Raw genomic sequence first — 18,718 nt, 5'->3', positions numbered from 1 at the left:
GACCGTAGCAGGTAGGGGGCCCTGAGTTGCCGCAGTGGTGAAGATCACGCCTGTGCGCAGGCGTTCGCCATCCGGTCCACGGCTTCGGTGAGTGTCTCCCGGGAACAGGCGAAGTTCAACCGGGCATGGCCCGAACCGCCCGGGCCGAAGGTCGTTCCGTCGTTGAGTGCGACGCGGGCGTGTTCGAGCAGCCATGGGGCGGGTTCGCCGGGGACTGCGGTGTCCCGGAAATCGAGCCACATCAGGTAGGTGGCCTCGGGGACAGTCGTCTTTAGACCCGGGATCCGTGCCGGGAGTTCGGCCGCGAGCCAGTCCCGGTTCGACCGGAGGTGATCGAGTTCCTCACTCAGGAATGCCTGGTCCGCCAGGTAGCAGGCTTCAGTCGCCACGAGGCCCAGTGTCGAGTACCCGCTGCGCAGCAGGTGATTCAATCCGTTCCAGGTGGCGATGTCGTCCGAATTGGTGAAGATCATCTGCGCGCACTTCAACCCGGCGACGTTCCACGCCTTGGATGCCGCTGTCACCGTGATGCACACTTTCGCCGCGGTCCCACTGACCGTGGCGGCCATCGTGTGGAGTCGGTCGTAGACGAGATGCGAGTGGATCTCGTCGACGATGATCCGCCCTTCGTGCCGCGCGGCGATCTCCGCCAGCCGGCGGAGGAAATCGGCGTCGAAGGTGTAGCCCAGGGGATTGTTCGGGCTGCAGAGGATCAGGGATCCCGCTCCGGCGGCGAACGCCCTCTCGATCTCGTCCGGGTCCAGTCCACCCTCGGCACCGACGTACACGACCTCGCGGTCCGTGATCACGGGAAGATCCAGGAACGGCGGGTAACACGGAACCGGGATGATGATCGGCGATCGGGGTCGGGTGAAGTGTGTGATCGCCAGTTCCAGTCCCCGGACCACGTCGGGAATCGCGAAGATCCCGTCCGGGTTGAGGTACACCCCGTACCGGGAGCGGTAGAACGAGACCATCGCGGAGCGCAGTGACGTGGGCTCCGGGGGGTAGCCGAACGCCTCCCGTCGGACAGCGTCGGCCATTGCCTGCTTCACCTCGGGGCAGGTTCCGAAATCGGATTCCGCGATCCAGAGAGGGAGGACATCATCCGGGTGGAGGGTCCATTTCTGCGTGCCACGTTCGCGGAGCTGATCCAGAGAAGGAAAATACATGACACCGAATCTAGTCCCGGACAGGTCGCGGGGCCGAAGGCCCCGGGATACTAGGATGAGTGTGCATACGACCGCCGGACCCCGGTGGGACGACCATCAGAACCCCGCGGAAGGTGTGGTGCAAGAAGTGACTACCAGGATCCGGCCCGCCGCCCGAATCGTTGCGGTGGCTCTCGCTGCGGTGACTCTCGCCGCCTGTTCGGGTGACAACGCTGACACGCCCGCTCCCGAACCGGAGACCATCAGCTCCGCCCCCGTCGTCGAGGAGAAGACGCCGTTCACCCCGAAACAGGTCGAGCCGGTTCTGGTCGACCAGGATCTCAACGAACCGGCCCACGACCCGGGCCTGAACGTGGACTGGGAGATCATGTCGGTCAACTACGGCAACTACGGTGGTTCCGTCATCCACGTCCTCATCACGAACCGCAATGACGTACCGCTTCCCGCTGATGCGTTCACCGCTCCCACGTTGGCGATCTCCGACTACGCGGGCAATCTCACCCAGATCCAGCGGATGACCGAGGACCAGTATCCGGGCCTGGTGTCCGCGCTCGATCTACCACTCGGTCCCGGTGCCTCGACGAACCTCGCGTACGCGTTCCAGACCTCTTACGGAGCGCTGTACAACGCCGAATTCAAGATCGGCAACGTCATCTTCAAGGGATCCCTGCCACGCAACTGAGTCCTCTCAACGCAACCGTGCACCGGGCCTGGGACGGGTGACTCAGGGATGCATGCGCGCCGCCATGAGCAGCGCCCGCGCCGGAATGGTCGCCTTCACCCGGGCCGGGACGGACACCCGGTGCCGCATGATCACGGACGCCGGCGTCACCGCCAGGCGATCGGTCAGTTCCCGGTACAGGAGGGCCGCGGCGATCACCCCGGCACGCACGCGGGTCGGGAGCATCGGAACGGTCTCCAGCGCGGCGTCGAGGTCCGTCCGGACATCGGTGATGACCTCGTCCCGCCGCCGGTCCGTCAGCGGGCCTCCGTCATCGAGGTAGCTGCGACCCAGCTCCGCGGTGTCCTCGTGGAGGTCCCGCAGGAAGTTGATCTTCTGGAACGCGGCCCCGAGCCGACGGGCACCGGTGGCGCACCGGTCCATGTCACCCTCCGGTAGTTCGCGGTCGGCGGTGAAGATGCACAGGCACATCAGCCCGATGACCTCGGCGGAGCCGTAGATGTAGGCCGCGAGCTCAGCGTCGTCGTAGACGGGGGACGGGGACAGGTCGCGGCGCATCGAGGAGAAGAACGCGGTCATGTGCTCGACGGTGATACCCGTGCGTCGGGCGGTACCGGCGAAGGCATGCACCGGCGGGTTGGTGGAGAAACCGCTGACCAGGGCGCGGGTCACCTGGCGCTCGAAGGCGTCGAGTTCCTCGCGTACCCCGGTGTCGGTGAGTCCGGCGTCGGTCGCGGCGCCGTCGACTATCTCGTCCGCGATGCGCACGACAGCGTAGAGGTTCCTGATGTCCGTCCGGGTCCGGGCGTCGAGGAGCCGGCTGGCCAGGGAGAAGGAGGTGGAGTACGTCTCCATGACCCGGCCCGCGGCGCTGGTGGACATGGCGTCGTAGTCCGCCATCGGGGAGTGACGCTCAGACATGCAGGCTCTCCGCGATGTCGTCGAGAACCGCGGAGAACGCCCGCCGCGCCTCCGGGGAGGGCAGTACACCGGTGTCGTCGAGGATCTTCCGTGCGCCCGCGAGATCATCCTGTGCCCGGTTGATCACCTTGTCCACCGCGCCGCAGGAATGCAGCAGGTCCCGGACCCGCTGGAGCCCGTCGGGACCGTCTCCCGCGAGAATAGCTTCGAGATCCGGGCCGACACCGGTGTCCCTGGCCGCAGTCAGCAGAGGGGTGGCCCGGCCCAGCGCCAGATCGCCCGCGGCGCTCTTCCCGGTCCGAGAACTCGGTGAGAACACGGACTGGAGATCGTTGGCCAGCTGGAAAGCGGTTCCGGCGTGGCTCCCCATCTCACGCAGTGCGGAGGTGTGCCCGTCGCGTCCGGCGAGCAGAGCACCCGCCATGAGCGGGGCGCCGAAGGAATAGGGCGAGGTCTTCAGGAAGCTCGCCGTACGTACGGCGTCCGTGTCCGCCTCGACACCCGGCAGGGAGTAGTGGATGTCCAGGAACTCACCCATCATCGACAGGCCCGCCGCGTCGGTGAGAAGTCGGATCAGAGCCACGGTCGTCGCGTCCCCGGCACCGGAGTCCGCGACCAGACGGATCGCCCCGGTCAGGGCCGCGGTTCCGGAGAGTACGGCGACCGACTCGCCGTAGTGCGCCGCGTCAGCGGAAGCGGTGGGGCCGTCGAGACCGTAACAGGTCTCCGCCCGGTTCCCGGCTGCGGTGTGCACCGTGGGCCTCCCGCGGCGCGTCCCGTCCGAGTCGAAGACGTCGTCGAGGATGAGGAAGGATCCGTGCAGGAGATCGAAGGCCGCAGCCACCGCGATGTCGCAGTGTGGCGCCGGTCCCGCCGGGCGGTCCGCGGCGATGTGGACCAGCAGTGAACGGAGGTGTTTTCCGCCTGTGCAGATGTCCCTGGCGTCCCGGAGCGGTTCGGCGGCGTGGAGGTCCGTCTCCACGAGTCGGCCGGAGACCTCGGCGAACCTGGAGCGGAGAAAGTCGACGGACCGCCCGCTGCGTTCCCGGAACATCGGGGCGGTGGTCGGGGGATTCATGTGTCCCATTGTCTCATGTGACCCGGGACGGTGGTTAAGCTGGTCGCATGATCAACGGACGTGAGCTCGTGGTCCTGGCCGATGACGCGGGCAGGCCGACCGGAACGGCACCCAAGGCAACGGTGCACTCCACCGATACCCCGCTCCACCTCGCGTTTTCGTGCTACCTGATCGGTGGAGCGGGAGAGGTCCTGCTCACCCGACGGGCACTCGGGAAGAAGACGTGGCCCGGGGTGTGGACCAACACGATGTGCGGGCACCCGGGGCCGGACGAGGACACCGTCGACGCACTGCTGCGGCGCGGTACCCAGGAACTCGGCCTGCGCCCGCGGGACCTCACCGACGTCACCTGCGTGCTGCCCGACTTCCGGTACCGGGCGGTCGACTCCTCGGGCGTCGTCGAGAACGAGATCTGCCCGGTGTACACGGCGTTCCTCGCCCCCGGGGCCCGGATCGATCCGCTTCCCGGGGAGGTGGATCAGACGGCGTGGATCGCACCGTCGCGCCTCGTCGCCGCCGTCCACGCCGCCCCGTTCGCGTTCAGCCCCTGGATGGGTGAGCAGCTCGCCCACCCCGAACTGCGGACGGCGCTCGGGATCAGCTGATCCCGGTCAACCGCTTGACCGCCGCGAGGGGGATGTCCAGCCAGCCGGGCCGGTTGTTGGCCTCGTAGGCCACCTCGTAGAGCGCCTTGTCGAGACGGTAGGCCTCCAGCAGCGGGGTGTTCTCGGTGCCGTAGCCCTCGAGGAAGGCGTCGACGCAGTCCCGCGCCCACGCCGCCGGATCCTCCGGCCCCGGGGCACTCGAATCGCTCTGGGCGTGGAAGTGTGCGGCGTAGTCGAAGGAACGGATCACCCCGGCCAGATCCTTGAGCGGGCTGTCGGGCTGACGACGCTCCTCGAGGGGACGGGCGGGTTCGCCCTCGAAATCGATGAGCAGCCAGCCGGCGTCGGTGCGCAGCACCTGGCCGAGGTGCAGATCCCCGTGGACCCGCTGCACCGGCGTCGTCGCCGTCGTGTCGAGCCCGTCGTAGACCGCGTGCGCCGCATCCCGGTAGTCACCGATCACCGGTACATCGCCGGCGAGCTCGGTGAGCCGCCCGGTGAGGTGGTCCCTCACCTCGTCGACGCCCGTGGTGGCGGAGTCGAACGCGGAGGCGAGATCGCCGTGAACCCTACGTACCGCGCGGCCCAGCGCCCGGGCCTCCTCGGCGAATGACCGGCCTTCGGCCGCGTGTTCCAGGGCGAGTTCCCAGCCGTCCGCGGCCCCCCGGGCGAAGTCCTGGACCATCGCTGTGGTGAACTCCCAGCCGTCCACGTCGATGGTGACCCAGCCGCGCAGGGGGGCGATGTTCGGGCAGCCGACCTCCGACAGCCCGGCGAGCAGCTCGACATCGGGGTTGACCCCGGGCTGCAGTTTCCGGAAGTACTTCACCATGAGGAACTCCGTGGAACCGTCGCCGAACACGAGCGAGGTGTTGGACTGCTCCCCGGAGATCCGGCGTCCCCGGAGCTCCCGGGGCATCACGACCCCGGCCAGCTCACCCGGCTCCCGGGTCCCGTCGGGCCCGCCGTCGGTGTCCCCGCCCACGGCGTGGAGGGTGCCACCGCCGGCCGGACGGCCCTCGGAGATGGCCGCGCCTAGGGCCGTCGCGACCTCCGGGGTCCCCAGCACGTCGGGGAGCGCCTCGTCGGTGTCGTCGACGAGCATCTGGTACAGCCCGTCCGGGGTCCGCACCACCAGCCACCGCCCGCCGGCGGCCTCCGTGGCGGCGACGACCTCGACGGTGTCGATCGGGTGCGACTTCGCACCGTAGTAGCGGCTGGTGGACAGGGTGGCTGCCAGAGCGGCGGGGTTCACGTGGATACTCCTACTTGTTGTGACGGGAGGACAGGTCGAACCAGAAGAAACCGTGCGGGGCCAGTGTGACCACCCAGTCGTGGCCCTCCTCGACCGCGGGGAACTCCTCGCCCCCGGTGAGCTCCACCGGCACGGCACCGGCGAACTCGGACAGATCCAGGGAAACGGCCTGCGGGCGGTTGGACAGGTTGTTCACGCACAGGATGACATCGTCGCCGTTCTCCCGCAGATAGCTGAGCACCGCCTGGTTGGCGGAGTCGACCTCGCGGTAGCCGCCGAGCCCGAAGGCGGGGTGCTGCTTCCGGCAGTTGATCAGGCGGCGGTTCCACTGCAGGAGGGAGTTCTCCTGCGCCAGCTGGTTCTCCACGTTTACGACGGAGTAGCCGTACTGTGCGTTCTGGATCGCGGGCAGGTAGAGCCGCTCCGGTGCCGCGGTGGAGAAACCGCCGTTACGGTCGTCGGACCACTGCATCGGGGTACGCACCCCGTCGCGGTCGCCCAACCAGATGTTGTCGCCCATGCCGATCTCGTCGCCGTAGTACAGCACCGGCGAACCCGGCAGACTGAGCAGCATGCCGGTCAGCAGCTCGAGCTGGTTGCGGTCGCCGTCGAGGAGAGGGGCCAGACGGCGCCGGATACCGACGTTCGCACGCATCCGGGGATCCTTCGCGAATTCCGCGTACATGTAGTCGCGTTCGTCGTCGGTGACCATCTCGAGTGTCAGCTCGTCGTGGTTGCGCAGGAAGATGCCCCACTGAGCGGTCTCCGGGATGTCCGGGGTCGCGGCGAGGATGTCGCTGATCGGGGTGCGGGACTCCTGACGGACCGACATGAAGATCCGGGGCATGAGAGGGAAGTGGAACGCCATGTGGCACTCGTCGCCGGACGTCTTCTCGCCGAAGTACTCGACGACGTCCTCGGGCCACTGGTTCGCCTCCGCGAGCAGCACCCGGCCCGGGTAATCCTCTTCCACGAGCGTGCGGCACCGCTTGAGGAACTCGTGGGTCTCGGGCAGGTTCTCGCAGTTGGTGCCCTCCCGCTCGTAGAGGTAGGGCACCGCATCGAGACGGAATCCGTCGAGCCCGAGGTCCAGCCAGAACCGGAGGACGTCGAGCATCGCCTCGCACACGTCAGGATTGTCGTAGTTCAGGTCCGGCTGGTGGCTGAAGAAACGGTGCCAGTAGTACTGGCCGCGTTCCGCGTCCCACGTCCAGTTCGAGGTCTCGGTGTCGATGAAGATGATGCGGGTGTCGGAGTACTTCTGGTCGGAATCGCTCCACACGTAGAAGTCGCCGTAGGGGCCGTCCGGGTCGCGCTTCGACTCGATGAACCAGGGGTGCTGGTCGCTGGTGTGGTTGAGCACGAGATCGGTGATCACGCGGATACCGCGGCGGTGCGCCTGGTCGATGAGTTCGACGAAGTCGTCGACCGTGCCGAACTCGGGGAGGACCTCGCGGAAGTTCCGGATGTCGTACCCGCCGTCCCGCAGGGGGGAATCGTAGAACGGCGGGAGCCAGAGGCAGTCCACGCCTAGCCACTGGAGGTAGTCCAGCTTCTCCGTCAGGCCCTTGAGATCACCGGAGCCGGTGTTCGTCGAGTCGTTGAAGGCTCGGACGAGGACCTCGTAGAACACGGCCTGCTTGTACCACTCGGGTTCGGGGCGTTCATTGGGGGCGTCGCCCGGCGCCGGGGCCGGCGTATCGAAGTCGTCGGAGGTCGGTTCGACGACGTGACCCTCCGCGTCGATCTCCGGCTCGGGTGCCTCTTCGGTCGTGTGCAGTTTCAGGGGATCGTCAGCCATGCACACCAGACTAGAAAATCCGGTGTCCTCCGTGCAGAACCGGGGTCAGGGAAAGGTTCTGCGGACGTACCCCAGAGGATCCGCAGCCGAAGCCGTTTCCCCCGTGGTGATGTCGAGGGTACGGCTGAATCGGCCGCCGTCGACGTCGAACATCCGCCACCCGGGGCGCTGCCCGGAGGCGAAGTCCAGCACCATCCGGTGCACCCGGTCGGCCACCGGCTGCAGGCGTACCGCGGCGTCGCCCCCCAGCAGGGCGTCGACCCGTGCCGGCAGTGTGTCCAGGCAGTCGAACACCAGCGGGAGCTCGGCGCAGTGGAGCGCCGGCTGTTCCCCGCTGCCCGTGAACTGCAGCATCCACACCGGGCCGGGTGCGGTCTCCGCGATGGAGCTCACCCACCGCCGGATCGTCGAATCCCCGATCATCCGCCCCGCGACACGGTCCGGGTCGATCCTCCGGCAGGCGTCGATGTACGCGCCGGGGTCCATCGTCGCGCCCAGGTTCCCGGCGAGCAGCCTGGCGAACCGCGACCCCATGCCCCGGGCGTCGCACCAGGCACCGACCGGCTCGAGATAGAACTCGTCCGCCGTGTGCGTCAGCAGGATGGGGACATCGACCAGCTGTGAACCGTCGAACGGGCTGGGCCCGACCGCGGAATCCGTGATGTAACGGGCGCGGTAGCGGCGGTAGAGGGCGTCCCGCCGTTTCGGGGACAGGGACGTCAGTTTCTCCCGGGCCGCGGAACCGCCGAGGAAGGGCAGTGCACGGCGGCGCCGATCGAAGGACTGGCGCGGGTACCCGGGGGAGAGCGCGACGATCCGGCGGAAGGCTCCCCGGTAGTGGTCGCGGCGGGCCAGCCAGACGGCCATCCCGCCGCCCGCGGACTGCCCCATCAGCGTCACGTTCGTCGGGTCACCGCCGAAGGACTCGATGTTGCGCTGGATCCACTCCAGCGCCATGGCGGCGTCGTCGGTGCCCCGGTAGTGCGACGGGTCCTCGTCGTCGAAGTGAGCGAACCCCTCGAACGCCATCCGGTACCCGATGGACACGAACACCGCCCCGTCCCGGGCGAATGCCTGACCGCCGTACCAGGATCCGTCGTGGTGCCCGGACTCGTAGCGACCTCCGTGGAGGAAGGCGATCACGGGCAGATCCGGCGGTGGTGACGCACCGTCCGCGGCCGCACGGACCGCGGACACCGGTGCACTGACCGTGAGTCCCACCTTGCGCGCCTTCGGGACCGTCGCATCGACGGTTACCCGTTCCCGCAACGGTTCCGGGGTGGCGAAGGGGGACGGGAGCTGCGAGTAGGGCAGTGAATAAAAAGTGACCGTGTCTCCGCCCCTTGGTCGTCGTGTGTCTGAAGGGGAACCGATCGCGCCGGTGGCTACCGCATCGGGTGCGTGGATCTGCAGAGTCGGGGAAGAATCCATGGTCCTCAGGCTAGCAACCCGGAAAATGGTCGAGGTAGGAGCAGGGAGCTAGAAATACAAAGGTATAAGCGCGTCTCCTGCCTAAGGTCCGTGCTTCAACACTGTTCCGAATAGTTCTCGGATACGTGCTCTACGTTGTTGGAGAATCACAGCCGATCTGATCCTCCAATCTCGTATTGAAGAAAAATCGCGGATGTCCCGACCGCTATAACGCCTTCACCGTCGAAATCGCCACCTGAGCTTAGTAGATGTGGCGTTAGAAGGATCTGACTCAAAAGCAAGCAACTGAAAAACCAAGTTGTTGAAACCTGGCGGGTCTCGATCTCAAAAATCTTCAACCGATGCTCCACGAATTCTGACCACCGCAAGTGTTCCACCAACGTTACGGATTATCCGGGGAACAGAATTTCCCCAGACCCAAGACGGCTGAAAAACCTGGAGCACCAAGAAATATCTAAAATTCAGCTTCGGTCACCGAAAGAGCCGAGCCGACCAGCTCGATTGGAGTGACGTTCACTCTTTCAATGGATTGAGCTCACTACCTCAACCAAACGGCTGCCAAGAATCCACCATTCGAACCTGACCACTGGTTAGGCACTCCCGGATTAGAAATATAAGAAGACCAGCCTGGTCACCCTACGTACGGTTCAGATTGGAAAAACTCTGTGCTCCGCACTGACTGATCGAACCCTTTCCCTTTCCCAGATGGCGGAGAACGTGCGGGCGAACCAAAATTTACCCGTTTATTAAGATAACCTCAAGCCGCCGATCTAGATTGACCCGCAAAAAAACGGTAATTAAACTCCGGGGCGCGCACTCAAAAGCAGATGCGGGTCCAGGTCTAACCCTACGGACTTATCAATACGCTCTACTAGGTTGAGATGAGATTGCCAATATCATCGAAAACATCAAAATCTTGAGTCTTGAGCTGGTTTAGGGATTCGATACCCGGCACGTTAGCGTGATCGAAAGATATTCGGATTATTTTCTCGCGAACACAGACGGGTGTCCCGTAGGGGCTGCGATAACCCCCGGTGCGAGCCGAAAGCAGTGACCATCGCGCCGAACCACTTACATCCACCAGGTAGCTTCCGAAGCTCTTCCGGATAGATGTTTCGATCCGTCAGCGATGCTAAACGAACCCGGTCTAGATCTTTGCCAGAATATGTTCCAAGACCAGATCGAGGTCCTTTTCGAACAGAGCTGGAGACCCCGTCGGTTTCGGCGATTGTGAAAACAAGACATTTATGTCGAGACGCCGCCGCACTTATTCTCTCCAAGTGGGGGGAGTGTGGGGTATCGATTCCTGTGGGCCCTGCTGCGGTGTGTAGCAACTTAACGGAAAATCGATTCCTCGACGGCGGTGAATCTGATAGATGTCGATATCCGTTCTATATTGCTCAATTATCCAGGCTAGTGAAAAAGATTCCATGCCGCCGTGGCTGCTCGCAAATTGGTGCAAACTCCGTATGTCTCTAAAGCAGCGGTTAGTAGAAATAAAAAGGATTACACTTCGGAAAGCTCATGCCCGATAGCTTGGCGCAAGACAATTATTTCACCCCAACTATGGCAATTTCGATTCTTTCACTCCGTTTGATTGGGGTGCTGTTTTGAGTAGGTTACGGCCTCGATAGAAATTTTCGAGCTGCTCTACTGGGTTGGCGCTGGTTGGGCGGCGGTCGATTCAATGGGCTGCAATCTTAGGTTCGCTTCGGCCGCCTCGGAGACAGTTAAATTTGGCCCGAAAAGATGTGGCGCGGAAAAACAGTTTCTCAAGAATTAAAAGAGAACTGAATAATCGGAATTGCAGAGATTATGGATAGCTCCAGTGACCATCCGGGATTGGTATTCAGGCCAAATATACGTCAGATGGGCAATGTGTAGGAAGACCGATTGTAAGTCGTCGTTCAAGTACTGCACATGGTGTCAAAAATAAAGTAAGGTGTTTAGATCTCGGTAAACCGGTTGCAGTTCTGTAATTCTGGACCGTACTGTGTGGATGCCGAATGCTCCATGTATGGGATAAACAATGTTTGTCCAAGCAAAACAAAATTAATAACGAGGAATTCGTTTCGAAAATGTAAGATAAGAGTGCTGTCGTTTTCTTATTTCTTGGTGGTGTTCCTAACGGAGTATTGTTTTATCTGATTGAAGAATAATTCGATGACTCCTACGGTCTGGATACAAGTATCCAATTTAAAAGCTAGCGCTTCTGAGGGTACGATGATCTTGGGGAATCGATGTGGAAAAGGCGTCATAAATAGAATTCGATTATTGTATGATTTCAGAGCAGGTATCAATAAAATAGTATAGGCCGATTCTGGCGTCGTGGAGATTCTCCGGCTTTTGTTCTATAAAAGGTTCCAGGTCGCGAGGGAATTGCGGTAATAGGCGCAAGGGGGAGAGTTGGTGACAAATGAATAAGACGAGATGGTGTTCAGTCGCTAACCTATTGCAATTATTGGCCGGGGCTCGTCGCACAGCGTTCTCGATTTGACCCGCTACCGGTGTGGATATCGATCTGGTCGGGGAGTTGGCGATTCGGGTCTTTCAGGAGGAGTTGGGTCCCGTCGGGCCCGTCTCTGTGTTTTTTCTGCTATTTCGGCTAGGCTCAGGAGATTATGGACTATCTCGCAACTATCACACCGTGGGCTGATCGGGTCGGGCAATGGCTTACTAGTGCGCCGCTGTGGATCCAGACGCCCTTGGTCATGGTCGTCGCTCTGCTTATCTGTACTCCGATTGCCGTGTTGGCAACTAAGCTGGTTAACAGATTGGACACTGTCTTTGAACTGCCGTTGGTACGTAGTTCTCGGAACTCGATTTCGTCGGGAACCAATCCTCCTGCTAGTTCAAATTCCTTGATGCGGGTAAGGGTTATGTCCGCCAGTGAGCCAAAAGTTCCTGAGGATGACGATTCTAAGTAGCCCTTTATTGTCGGCGAATTCTTCGGGGCTGGCGGGCTATCTCGGTATTTGGGTATGAGCGTACGTGCTAGGGAGACGTAGGGGTGTCACCCGTGGTGTTCGAGTGTAGCTTTAGCTGTTTTTAAATAGGTTCGGTGCTGCAATAATATAGAGAATGGTCGATTATCGGTAATCAAATAATGGATTATTGTGGATCCTGCGCGGTATCCGATCGATTTGTTTGCGCGGTCTTTAGAAAGGTTGTTGGGTGGCGCGTGGCGATGTATCGCTCATCTAGAATAGCGTGAAAAGGTTACCATGAGACGGCGGGCTAAATAATACCAAATGGTGGGCAGTGGTCCAGTTTTGAGTGTTTGCCACCGTGAAAGATCGGGCTAATCATGATGGGGGTAGTTTCGTGGGAAAGTGGACGGATAATCCGAAAAAAGCTAACCTGCAGCGGTCGATGCCGTAGCGTTGGTATCTCATCATTGTCAATCTCACCGTGAGGAAGCGTCGTGTATTTTCGTAGAACCATTGGGTCGCTGGTCGGAGTCTCTCTTGCGGCCTCAGTTTTCGTCAGCCCAGCATCGGCCGATACATTTGTTTATGCTGGGTCTTGGGATGAAAAGTTGTATTGTAACTCGAAGTTTACGGACAGTGACCGTGCTACTGTGTTAAGTGGTTTCCTGTCGAGCTTTGACTATTCCGAGATTGTCCAAGCCGAATATTTGGCGAAATTGGATCACTATGCTGCGGTTTTTGCGGCGTTAAAAGAAGCCACGAAGGAACCTTCTTTTAAGAAGAGTTGGCAGTTGCAGATGAAAATCACCAAGCTCGAGCAAGAGCGTAAGCTACTGGGCACTGGAGAAGAAGCTTCAGAGAGAATGGCAGAGATTGACGAGGAAATATCTCAACTTAATCAGGGAATTGAAGAACTAGCTCCCGCGAACGAAGCCGTCGGCAAAAAGTATGGTTTTGATGAAGCTTCCTCAGTTCCTGCACTTTGGTCTTCCCTTTTTAGAATCTCCGTCTCGCCTAGTGAGATGGATGTCTTTACTGTCGATGACGATTTGGTACTTTTTGGGGCCACTTCGGTTCACGCGCACCTTGTCGGTGGTGCTGGTTCGCTCCCTGATCTTTCAAAAGAGGAGTTCATTTCGAAATTTGAGGAATATAAGAATCGGGGCATCGACTCGCTTATGGGTAACGGTGAGTATGATTCCTCTATTCCTAATTCAGATCTAGAACTTCAGAAAGTGGTACTTCAGGAGTATAAGAGAATCCGCGAAATGCGGCGCCGGGCCATTCAGGACTTTATGAGCCTCGATGCCGCAGAAGCCTACCGCGCTTATCAGCGTATTTCGGCCTCTAGCAGCGCATGCATGAAGTATTTTGATCAAAAAATTGACGTTGAAGCTATACCCGGATACATGGGGCCGCTCGCGGATCCGAGTTGGATCGGTTTCACTCTTGATGATGATGGGTCGATCCCGGATGGTTCGGGTGACGGTGGGTCGATCCCGGATGGTTCGGGTGATGGTGAGTCGGCTTCGGATGGTTCGGGTGACGGTGAGTCGGCTTCGGATGGTTCGGGTGACGGTGAGTCGGCTTCGGATGGTTCGGGTGACGGTGAGTCGGCTTCGGATGGTTCCGGGGATGATACCCGCGATCCAGATGACAACGCTCCGAATCCCAGTGACGACAACACCGGGACCGGGCCAAGCGATAATTCGCCCGTCGCCGCGGTGGTTGCAATCGTGAAGTTCCTCGGAGGATTGCTCGCGTGGCTTACCGGATTCTTCCGCGATTTTATTCGAGGTCTTAATTTCTTCGTAGGTTTCGGAAACTGACTCCGGTCTGACCGGCCTTGAGGAAAAGCTCACCTGGCGGGTGCGGCTTTGAACTTTGAAGCAGGCGCGGCGTATTTGATGCTTCGCCGATTCGAGTCGCGCAGCGCTGAGGGGACGTGATCACCAAATCAGATGTGGCCGCTAGCGGTTGTGGCTCACCATGCACCGCTTGGTGTTCAGGTCGTCTTGATTACGGATATCTCCACACTCATGCTTCGCTTAGCGTGCTTCAGGAAAGTCCTGGGTGTGGTTGGTAGTTCAAGGCGGTCTTTTCACCCTGCGGGCGATGGTGATCGAGGGCTTTTCAGCGTCCATCGCCATCGCCATTCTAATCCAATCCTGTCGTTGGCATCTGCCTCGAATACCCAACGGGATTTTAAGATATCGGAGGACTAGACTGGTGGTAGGCAGCACCGCCGGACGGCGGACATGACGTTTCGACGAGAAAGCAGTGGCCGATATCCGCTATGAGTAACCAGGCACCGAAGAAGAAGCGCAACTACGGCCGTTCCCGTGTGAAGCTGGCCCTGGTGGCGCTCCTCCTGCTCGTGATCATCGGCTGGCTGGTCACCCTCATCTAGCCGTTCACGACGCGAGGAAATGGAGGGGCGGGCACATGTATGACCACGTGCCCGCCCCTCTTCCACGGATTCAGCGCTTCGACGCCTCGGCCACGGCCCGGAACCACGGATTGTCGGGGAGGTCTTCGATGAGGACCACATCCCCGGATCCGTCACAGAGCGGAACGCACCAGTTCGGATAGAGCTCGTGCGTGGTGCCCGGCTGGTTCTGCGCCCGGACGTCCCCGACCATGTCGACCAGTGACGTGCACGCGAGCGCGGACGGGGTCCCGGCGATGTACCGGTGCATCCCGACGAGAAGCTCCCGGATCGGGCCACGGTCACCGCGGACCGCGCCCTCGAAGCTGCGTCCCTCGACGGTGGTACCGGCGAAGCAACCGTGTTCCCGGATACGGGCGAGAACCTCGTTCTGCCACGCGAGATCCCCGCGGTCCTCCTCCTCCGGATCCGTGGTGAACAGGCCCAGCCGTTCCCGGAGCTGGATGTGCTCGCCCCGGAGCATCCCGGCGGTCGGGGGGAGATCGTGGGTGGTCACCGAGGTCAGCGCGAGCTCCCGGTAGCGGTCCTGGCGGCGTGGCCCGGAGATCTCGGGGTCGTGCTCGAACCACAGGATCGAGGTGCCCATGATGCCGCGACCGCTCAGGACCTCCTGCACCCACGGCTCGAAGGTCCCCAGGTCCTCACCGATGACGACCGCCCCGGCCCGCTCGGCCTCGAGGGCGAGGATACCGACGAGGGCCGCGTAGTCGTAGTGGACGTAGGTGCCGGTGGTCGGCGGCTGCATGCGCGGGATCCACCAGAGGCGGAACAACCCGAGGACGTGATCGACCCGGATGCCGCCGGAGTGACGCAGGACCGTGCGGAGCATGTCCCGCCAGGGGGCGTAGCCGCACTCGGCGAGCCGCTCCGGATGCCACGGCGGCTGCGACCAGTCCTGGCCCTGCTGGTTGTAGTCGTCCGGTGGTGCGCCGACGGATGCCGCCTGGACGAGAACGTCGGAGAGATTCTCGGCGTCGGCGCCACCGGGGTGCACACCGACGGCTAGGTCGGCCATCACGCCGATGGACATACCCGCGTCGGTGGCGGCCTGCTGCGCTGATCGGAGCTGGTCGTCACAGATCCACTGGAGCCACCGGTAGAAGCCCGCGGCCTCCTCGACGGTGCGTTCCCGGGCGGCGTCGACCCCCGGAACGGTGCCGCCGGCGGCGAGAACCTCGAGTTCGCGGCGGGCGCACCAGTTGGCGAAGTCGTCGAGGCCCCGGCCCTCCTTCTCCAGGTAGGAGGTGAATGCCTCGGCGCGGGACGGGGTCATCGGCAGTTCGTAGATCTCCCGCAGCGCCGAGAGCTTCGCCGCGTAGATCGGGTTTCGGCTGATCTCCTCTGGCGAGGTGTTGTCTGCCTTGAGTTTCGCTGCCGTGTCCTCGATGCGGACCCGGTCGGCGGGGGAGAGGAGCCCGTATTCCTCGATGTCCTCGACGCGGATGTACAGCGGATTGGTGAACCGGCGCGTCGTCGGCAGGTAGGGGGAATCCTCCACCGGGGGGAACGGTTCCGCGGCGTGGAGGGGGTTGATGAGGAGGAAGTCGGCGCCCGCGTTCTCCGCCAGCGTGCGTCCGAGGTCGCGGAGGTCGCCGAAGTCGCCGATGCCCCAGCTGTCCCGGGATCTCGTCGAGTAGAGCTGCGCCATGACGCCCGCGACGGGGGTGCGCAGGTAGCGGTCGGAGGTGCTGAGTCGGGCCGGGGTGACGATGAGCCGGCAGGAGCCGCTGACTCCGCCGGTGGATTCCATGGACAGCGTGTGCCATCCGAGGGGGAGGTCGGTGGGTACCGCGAAGCTGGCTTCCCCCCAGGTGACACCGTCGATGGTGCGGGCCTCGACGAAGTTGTCCACCTGCTGTGGTGTGACGGTGCCTCCGTCCTCGAGGGTGATGGTCACGGTGGCGGGTTCCCCGTCGTGCACGTGGACGGTGAACTCGTGTGGTTGTCCCGCGATCGTCACGACGCACGGCGGGAGCGGGCGGGTGAACCGCGAGTCCAGATGGGCCTGACGCGCGGCGGCGAGGGACTCGGCGGTGGGCTCGTCCCCACCGCGGAGGATGTCCACCCCGAGTGCGGCGAGGATCTTGGTCAGGGTGTCTTCCGGCACCTCGACCAGTTCCCCCGCGGCGGTGTGGTAGCTGGTCGCCACCCCGTGGAGGTCTGCCAGGGACTTCAGCTCATTGATGTAGGTCACGGGCACCCATCTTGCCATCCAGTGGTCTCCGGCCGCACCCTCGCCCCGTGGGCGGACGCGCCAGAGCCGGAGGCACCCGCACTCCGGTGGCCGGGAACGGGTAAATTCGTCGGGAGAGACAATCAAATCGACGGCGGATTCCCGTCCACGGTTCTCGGCCGTGATCCGGGCGCACCGCTGCGGAAGGATCATCAGTGCAGGAATACTCAACCCCCGCGAAGTACGAGATCGGGCCCGGTGAGACGTGTCTCACGGCGTTGATCGACCTGGTGAAGGTGCGTCCGTACGGGGTGATGTTCACCCGGCCGCAGAACTTCGAGTGGGTCAGTGTCACCGCCAGGGAGTTCCTGGACGAGGTCTACGAGGTCGCCAAGGGATTCATCGCGAACGGTGTGGAGCAGGGGGACCGCATCGCGCTGCTCAGTGACACCCGCTACGAGTGGGCGCTGCTGGATTTCGCCATCTGGGCGGCCGGAGCGGTCAGCGTCCCGATCTACGGCTCGTCGTCGCTGAGCCAGGTCCAGTGGATCATCGAGGACTCCGGGGCGGTTTTCGCCGTGACCGAGACCCGCGAGCACACCGAGCTGATGCGGCACCTGGAGCTCGGGCCGGACGGTTCGCCGTCCCTGAAGGGATCGACCTCCCGGCTGAAGCGGATCCTGGAGATCAACGCCTCGGCGATCAACACCCTGAAGTTCGAGGGACGTCCGATCGACGATTCCGCGGTCGAGGAGCGCATCGCCGCCACGAAGTCGGCGGATCTCGCGTCGCTCGTGTACACCTCGGGCACGACGGGGCGGCCCAAGGGTTGCCGGCTGACACACCGAAACTGGCTGTCGGAGGCCCGCGCCCTGATGACACATCCGGTGGGTGCGATCGCGGTGCCCGGGACCCGGGTGCTGACATTCCTCCCGCTCGCGCACGTGTTCTCCCGTGCTGTGAGCCTCGCGATCACGATCTCGGGCGCCACCCAGTCGCACTGGTCCGATTTCTCGACGCTGTCGGTCGAGTTCCAGCGGGCGCGGCCGAACCTGATTCTCGGCGTTCCGCGAGTGTTCGAGAAGGTGCGCAACGGTGCCGCGGCGAACGCCCAGGACAACGGGCCCGTCCAGGGGGCGATGTTCCTCAAGGCGGAGAAGGTCGCACAGGACTACTCCAAGGCCCTGGACACGGAGGAGGGACCCTCGCGGGCGCTGCGCCTGAAGCACAGGGCCTTCGACAAGCTCGTCTACTCGAAGATCCGTGAGGCCATGGGGGCGAGTGTGAAGTACTGCATCTCCGGTGGCTCGGCCATGACCCCGGATCTGGCGCACTTCTTCCGTGGCATCGGGGTCACTGTCTACGAGGGGTACGGCCTGACCGAGACCACCGCCGCCGTGGCGGTGAACTTCGAGGACAACGTCATCGGCTCGGTCGGCCGTCCGATCGGGGGCATGGCGGTCCGGGTGAATGAGGAGGGGGAGATCCTCGTCAAGGGTGAGATGGTCTTCGACGGCTACTGGGACAACGAGGAGGCCACCGAGGAGTCCGTCGACGACGGTTGGTTCAACACCGGTGACCTGGGCGAGCTCCTGGATTCCGGGCACCTCGTGATCACGGGCCGCAAGAAGGATCTCATCGTCACCGCGAGCGGCAAGAACGTCTCGCCCGGCCCGATGGAGGACCGCCTGCGCAGTCATCCGCTGATCAGTCAGGCCCTGGTCGTCGGTGACGGCAAGCCGTTCGTCGGTGTGCTGATCGCGCTCGACGAGGAGGCGTTCCGCCGCTGGAAGCTGACGCGGAACTTCCCCGAGTCGAAGTCGGTGGCCGACATGGTGACCGATCCGGTGCTCCGGGCCGAGATCCAGGACGCCATCAACGACTGCAACTCGACCGTGAGCCATGCCGAGGCGATCAAGAAGTTCTACATCCTGGACCGGGATCTGTCCGAGGAGGAGAACGAGCTGACACCGACGATGAAGATCAAGCGCAACGTCGTGGCGCAGCGATTCAACGAGGAGATCCGGCAGCTGTACAAGCGCTAGCGCCGGCCTCCCGGGATAAACCCCCCGTAATCACACCCGTCACACCAGTAACATCGGTGTGGCGGGCGTGTCGTCGGCGGGGCACCCACAAGAATCCGAGGAATGCGCTTAGAGTTCTGTAACCGGAGCACCCGCCACAGGTGGGGCCCGCAGATCCTGACCGAACCACCCGATTT

The 18,718-nt window shown here is 62.7% G+C and carries 11 protein-coding genes; 4 read left to right on the top strand and 7 right to left on the bottom strand.

Going from position 1 to position 18,718, the window contains the following annotated elements; all coding sequences use genetic code 11:
* Nucleotides 1–44: 44 nt before the first annotated feature.
* Nucleotides 45–1,172, bottom strand: coding sequence for a MalY/PatB family protein (locus tag KRX55_RS01010; protein WP_218406003.1), 1,128 nt, complete (start codon nt 1,170–1,172; stop codon nt 45–47).
* A 127-nt stretch (nt 1,173–1,299) separates the two neighbouring features.
* Here KRX55_RS01010 and KRX55_RS01005 point away from each other — a divergent pair, with 127 nt between their 5' ends.
* Nucleotides 1,300–1,854: a hypothetical protein gene (locus KRX55_RS01005; RefSeq protein WP_218406002.1), complete on the top strand. Its 555-nt coding sequence runs from the start codon at nt 1,300–1,302 to the stop codon at nt 1,852–1,854.
* A gap of 42 nt (nt 1,855–1,896) precedes the next feature.
* On the opposite strand, the gene KRX55_RS01000 is transcribed toward KRX55_RS01005, so the two are convergent.
* Nucleotides 1,897–2,775, bottom strand: a complete 879-nt coding sequence (locus tag KRX55_RS01000; RefSeq protein ID WP_255567447.1) for a phytoene/squalene synthase family protein — start codon at nt 2,773–2,775, stop codon at nt 1,897–1,899.
* On the bottom strand, nt 2,768–3,853 hold the full coding sequence (locus KRX55_RS00995; protein WP_218406001.1) for a polyprenyl synthetase family protein: 1,086 nt from the start codon (nt 3,851–3,853) through the stop codon (nt 2,768–2,770). Before KRX55_RS00995 ends, KRX55_RS01000 begins: the two co-directional genes overlap by 8 nt.
* Nucleotides 3,854–3,900: 47 nt before the next feature.
* On the opposite strand from KRX55_RS00995, the gene idi reads away from it, so the two are divergent.
* Entirely contained in the window at nt 3,901–4,458 is a 558-nt protein-coding gene (gene idi / locus KRX55_RS00990; protein WP_218406000.1) for an isopentenyl-diphosphate Delta-isomerase, read from the top strand.
* On the opposite strand, the gene KRX55_RS00985 is transcribed toward idi, so the two are convergent.
* From KRX55_RS00985 to KRX55_RS00975, 3 genes are read right to left on the bottom strand one after another with little or no spacing between them, the layout of a single operon-like run.
* Nucleotides 4,451–5,713, bottom strand: a complete 1,263-nt coding sequence (locus KRX55_RS00985) for a phosphotransferase (RefSeq protein ID WP_370625720.1) — start codon at nt 5,711–5,713, stop codon at nt 4,451–4,453. The two genes, idi and KRX55_RS00985, sit on opposite strands and share 8 nt — an antisense overlap.
* A 10-nt stretch (nt 5,714–5,723) precedes the next feature.
* Complete coding sequence (gene treS, locus KRX55_RS00980; RefSeq protein ID WP_218405999.1) at nt 5,724–7,514, bottom strand: maltose alpha-D-glucosyltransferase; 1,791 nt, start codon at nt 7,512–7,514, stop codon at nt 5,724–5,726.
* Between the two features lie 45 nt (nt 7,515–7,559).
* Complete coding sequence (locus KRX55_RS00975; RefSeq protein ID WP_218405998.1) at nt 7,560–8,945, bottom strand: carboxylesterase family protein; 1,386 nt, start codon at nt 8,943–8,945, stop codon at nt 7,560–7,562.
* A 3,424-nt stretch (nt 8,946–12,369) separates the two neighbouring features.
* On the opposite strand from KRX55_RS00975, the gene KRX55_RS00970 reads away from it, so the two are divergent.
* Nucleotides 12,370–13,704: an MSCRAMM family adhesin SdrC gene (locus tag KRX55_RS00970; protein ID WP_218405997.1), complete on the top strand. Its 1,335-nt coding sequence runs from the start codon at nt 12,370–12,372 to the stop codon at nt 13,702–13,704.
* Nucleotides 13,705–14,355: 651 nt separating this feature from the next.
* Here KRX55_RS00970 and malQ read toward each other — a convergent pair.
* The gene (gene malQ, locus KRX55_RS00965) at nt 14,356–16,518 is read right to left on the bottom strand and encodes a 4-alpha-glucanotransferase (RefSeq protein WP_370625719.1); all 2,163 of its coding nucleotides are present in this window, start codon (nt 16,516–16,518) and stop codon (nt 14,356–14,358) included.
* A gap of 194 nt (nt 16,519–16,712) precedes the next feature.
* Between malQ and KRX55_RS00960 the strand changes: the two genes are divergently transcribed.
* Complete coding sequence (locus KRX55_RS00960) at nt 16,713–18,542, top strand: AMP-dependent synthetase/ligase (protein WP_218405995.1); 1,830 nt, start codon at nt 16,713–16,715, stop codon at nt 18,540–18,542.
* The last annotated feature ends 176 nt before the right edge of the window (nt 18,543–18,718 follow it).

The organism is Corynebacterium sp. TAE3-ERU16, assembly GCF_019209935.1.
GTDB classification, from domain to species: domain Bacteria; phylum Actinomycetota; class Actinomycetes; order Mycobacteriales; family Mycobacteriaceae; genus Corynebacterium; species Corynebacterium antarcticum.
The sequence above is the reverse complement of the archived record's forward strand: the minus strand, read 5'-3'. Positions and strand labels throughout refer to the sequence as shown.

Coding starts and splice junctions, on each gene's coding strand:
- KRX55_RS01010 (WP_218406003.1), bottom strand. CDS start 1,172: ATGTATTTTCCTTCTCTGGATCAGCTCCGCGAACGTGGCACGCAGAAA.
- KRX55_RS01000 (WP_255567447.1), bottom strand. CDS start 2,775: ATGTCTGAGCGTCACTCCCCGATGGCGGACTACGACGCCATGTCCACC.
- KRX55_RS00995 (WP_218406001.1), bottom strand. CDS start 3,853: ATGAATCCCCCGACCACCGCCCCGATGTTCCGGGAACGCAGCGGGCGG.
- idi (WP_218406000.1), top strand. CDS start 3,901: ATGATCAACGGACGTGAGCTCGTGGTCCTGGCCGATGACGCGGGCAGG.
- treS (WP_218405999.1), bottom strand. CDS start 7,514: ATGGCTGACGATCCCCTGAAACTGCACACGACCGAAGAGGCACCCGAG.
- KRX55_RS00975 (WP_218405998.1), bottom strand. CDS start 8,945: ATGGATTCTTCCCCGACTCTGCAGATCCACGCACCCGATGCGGTAGCC.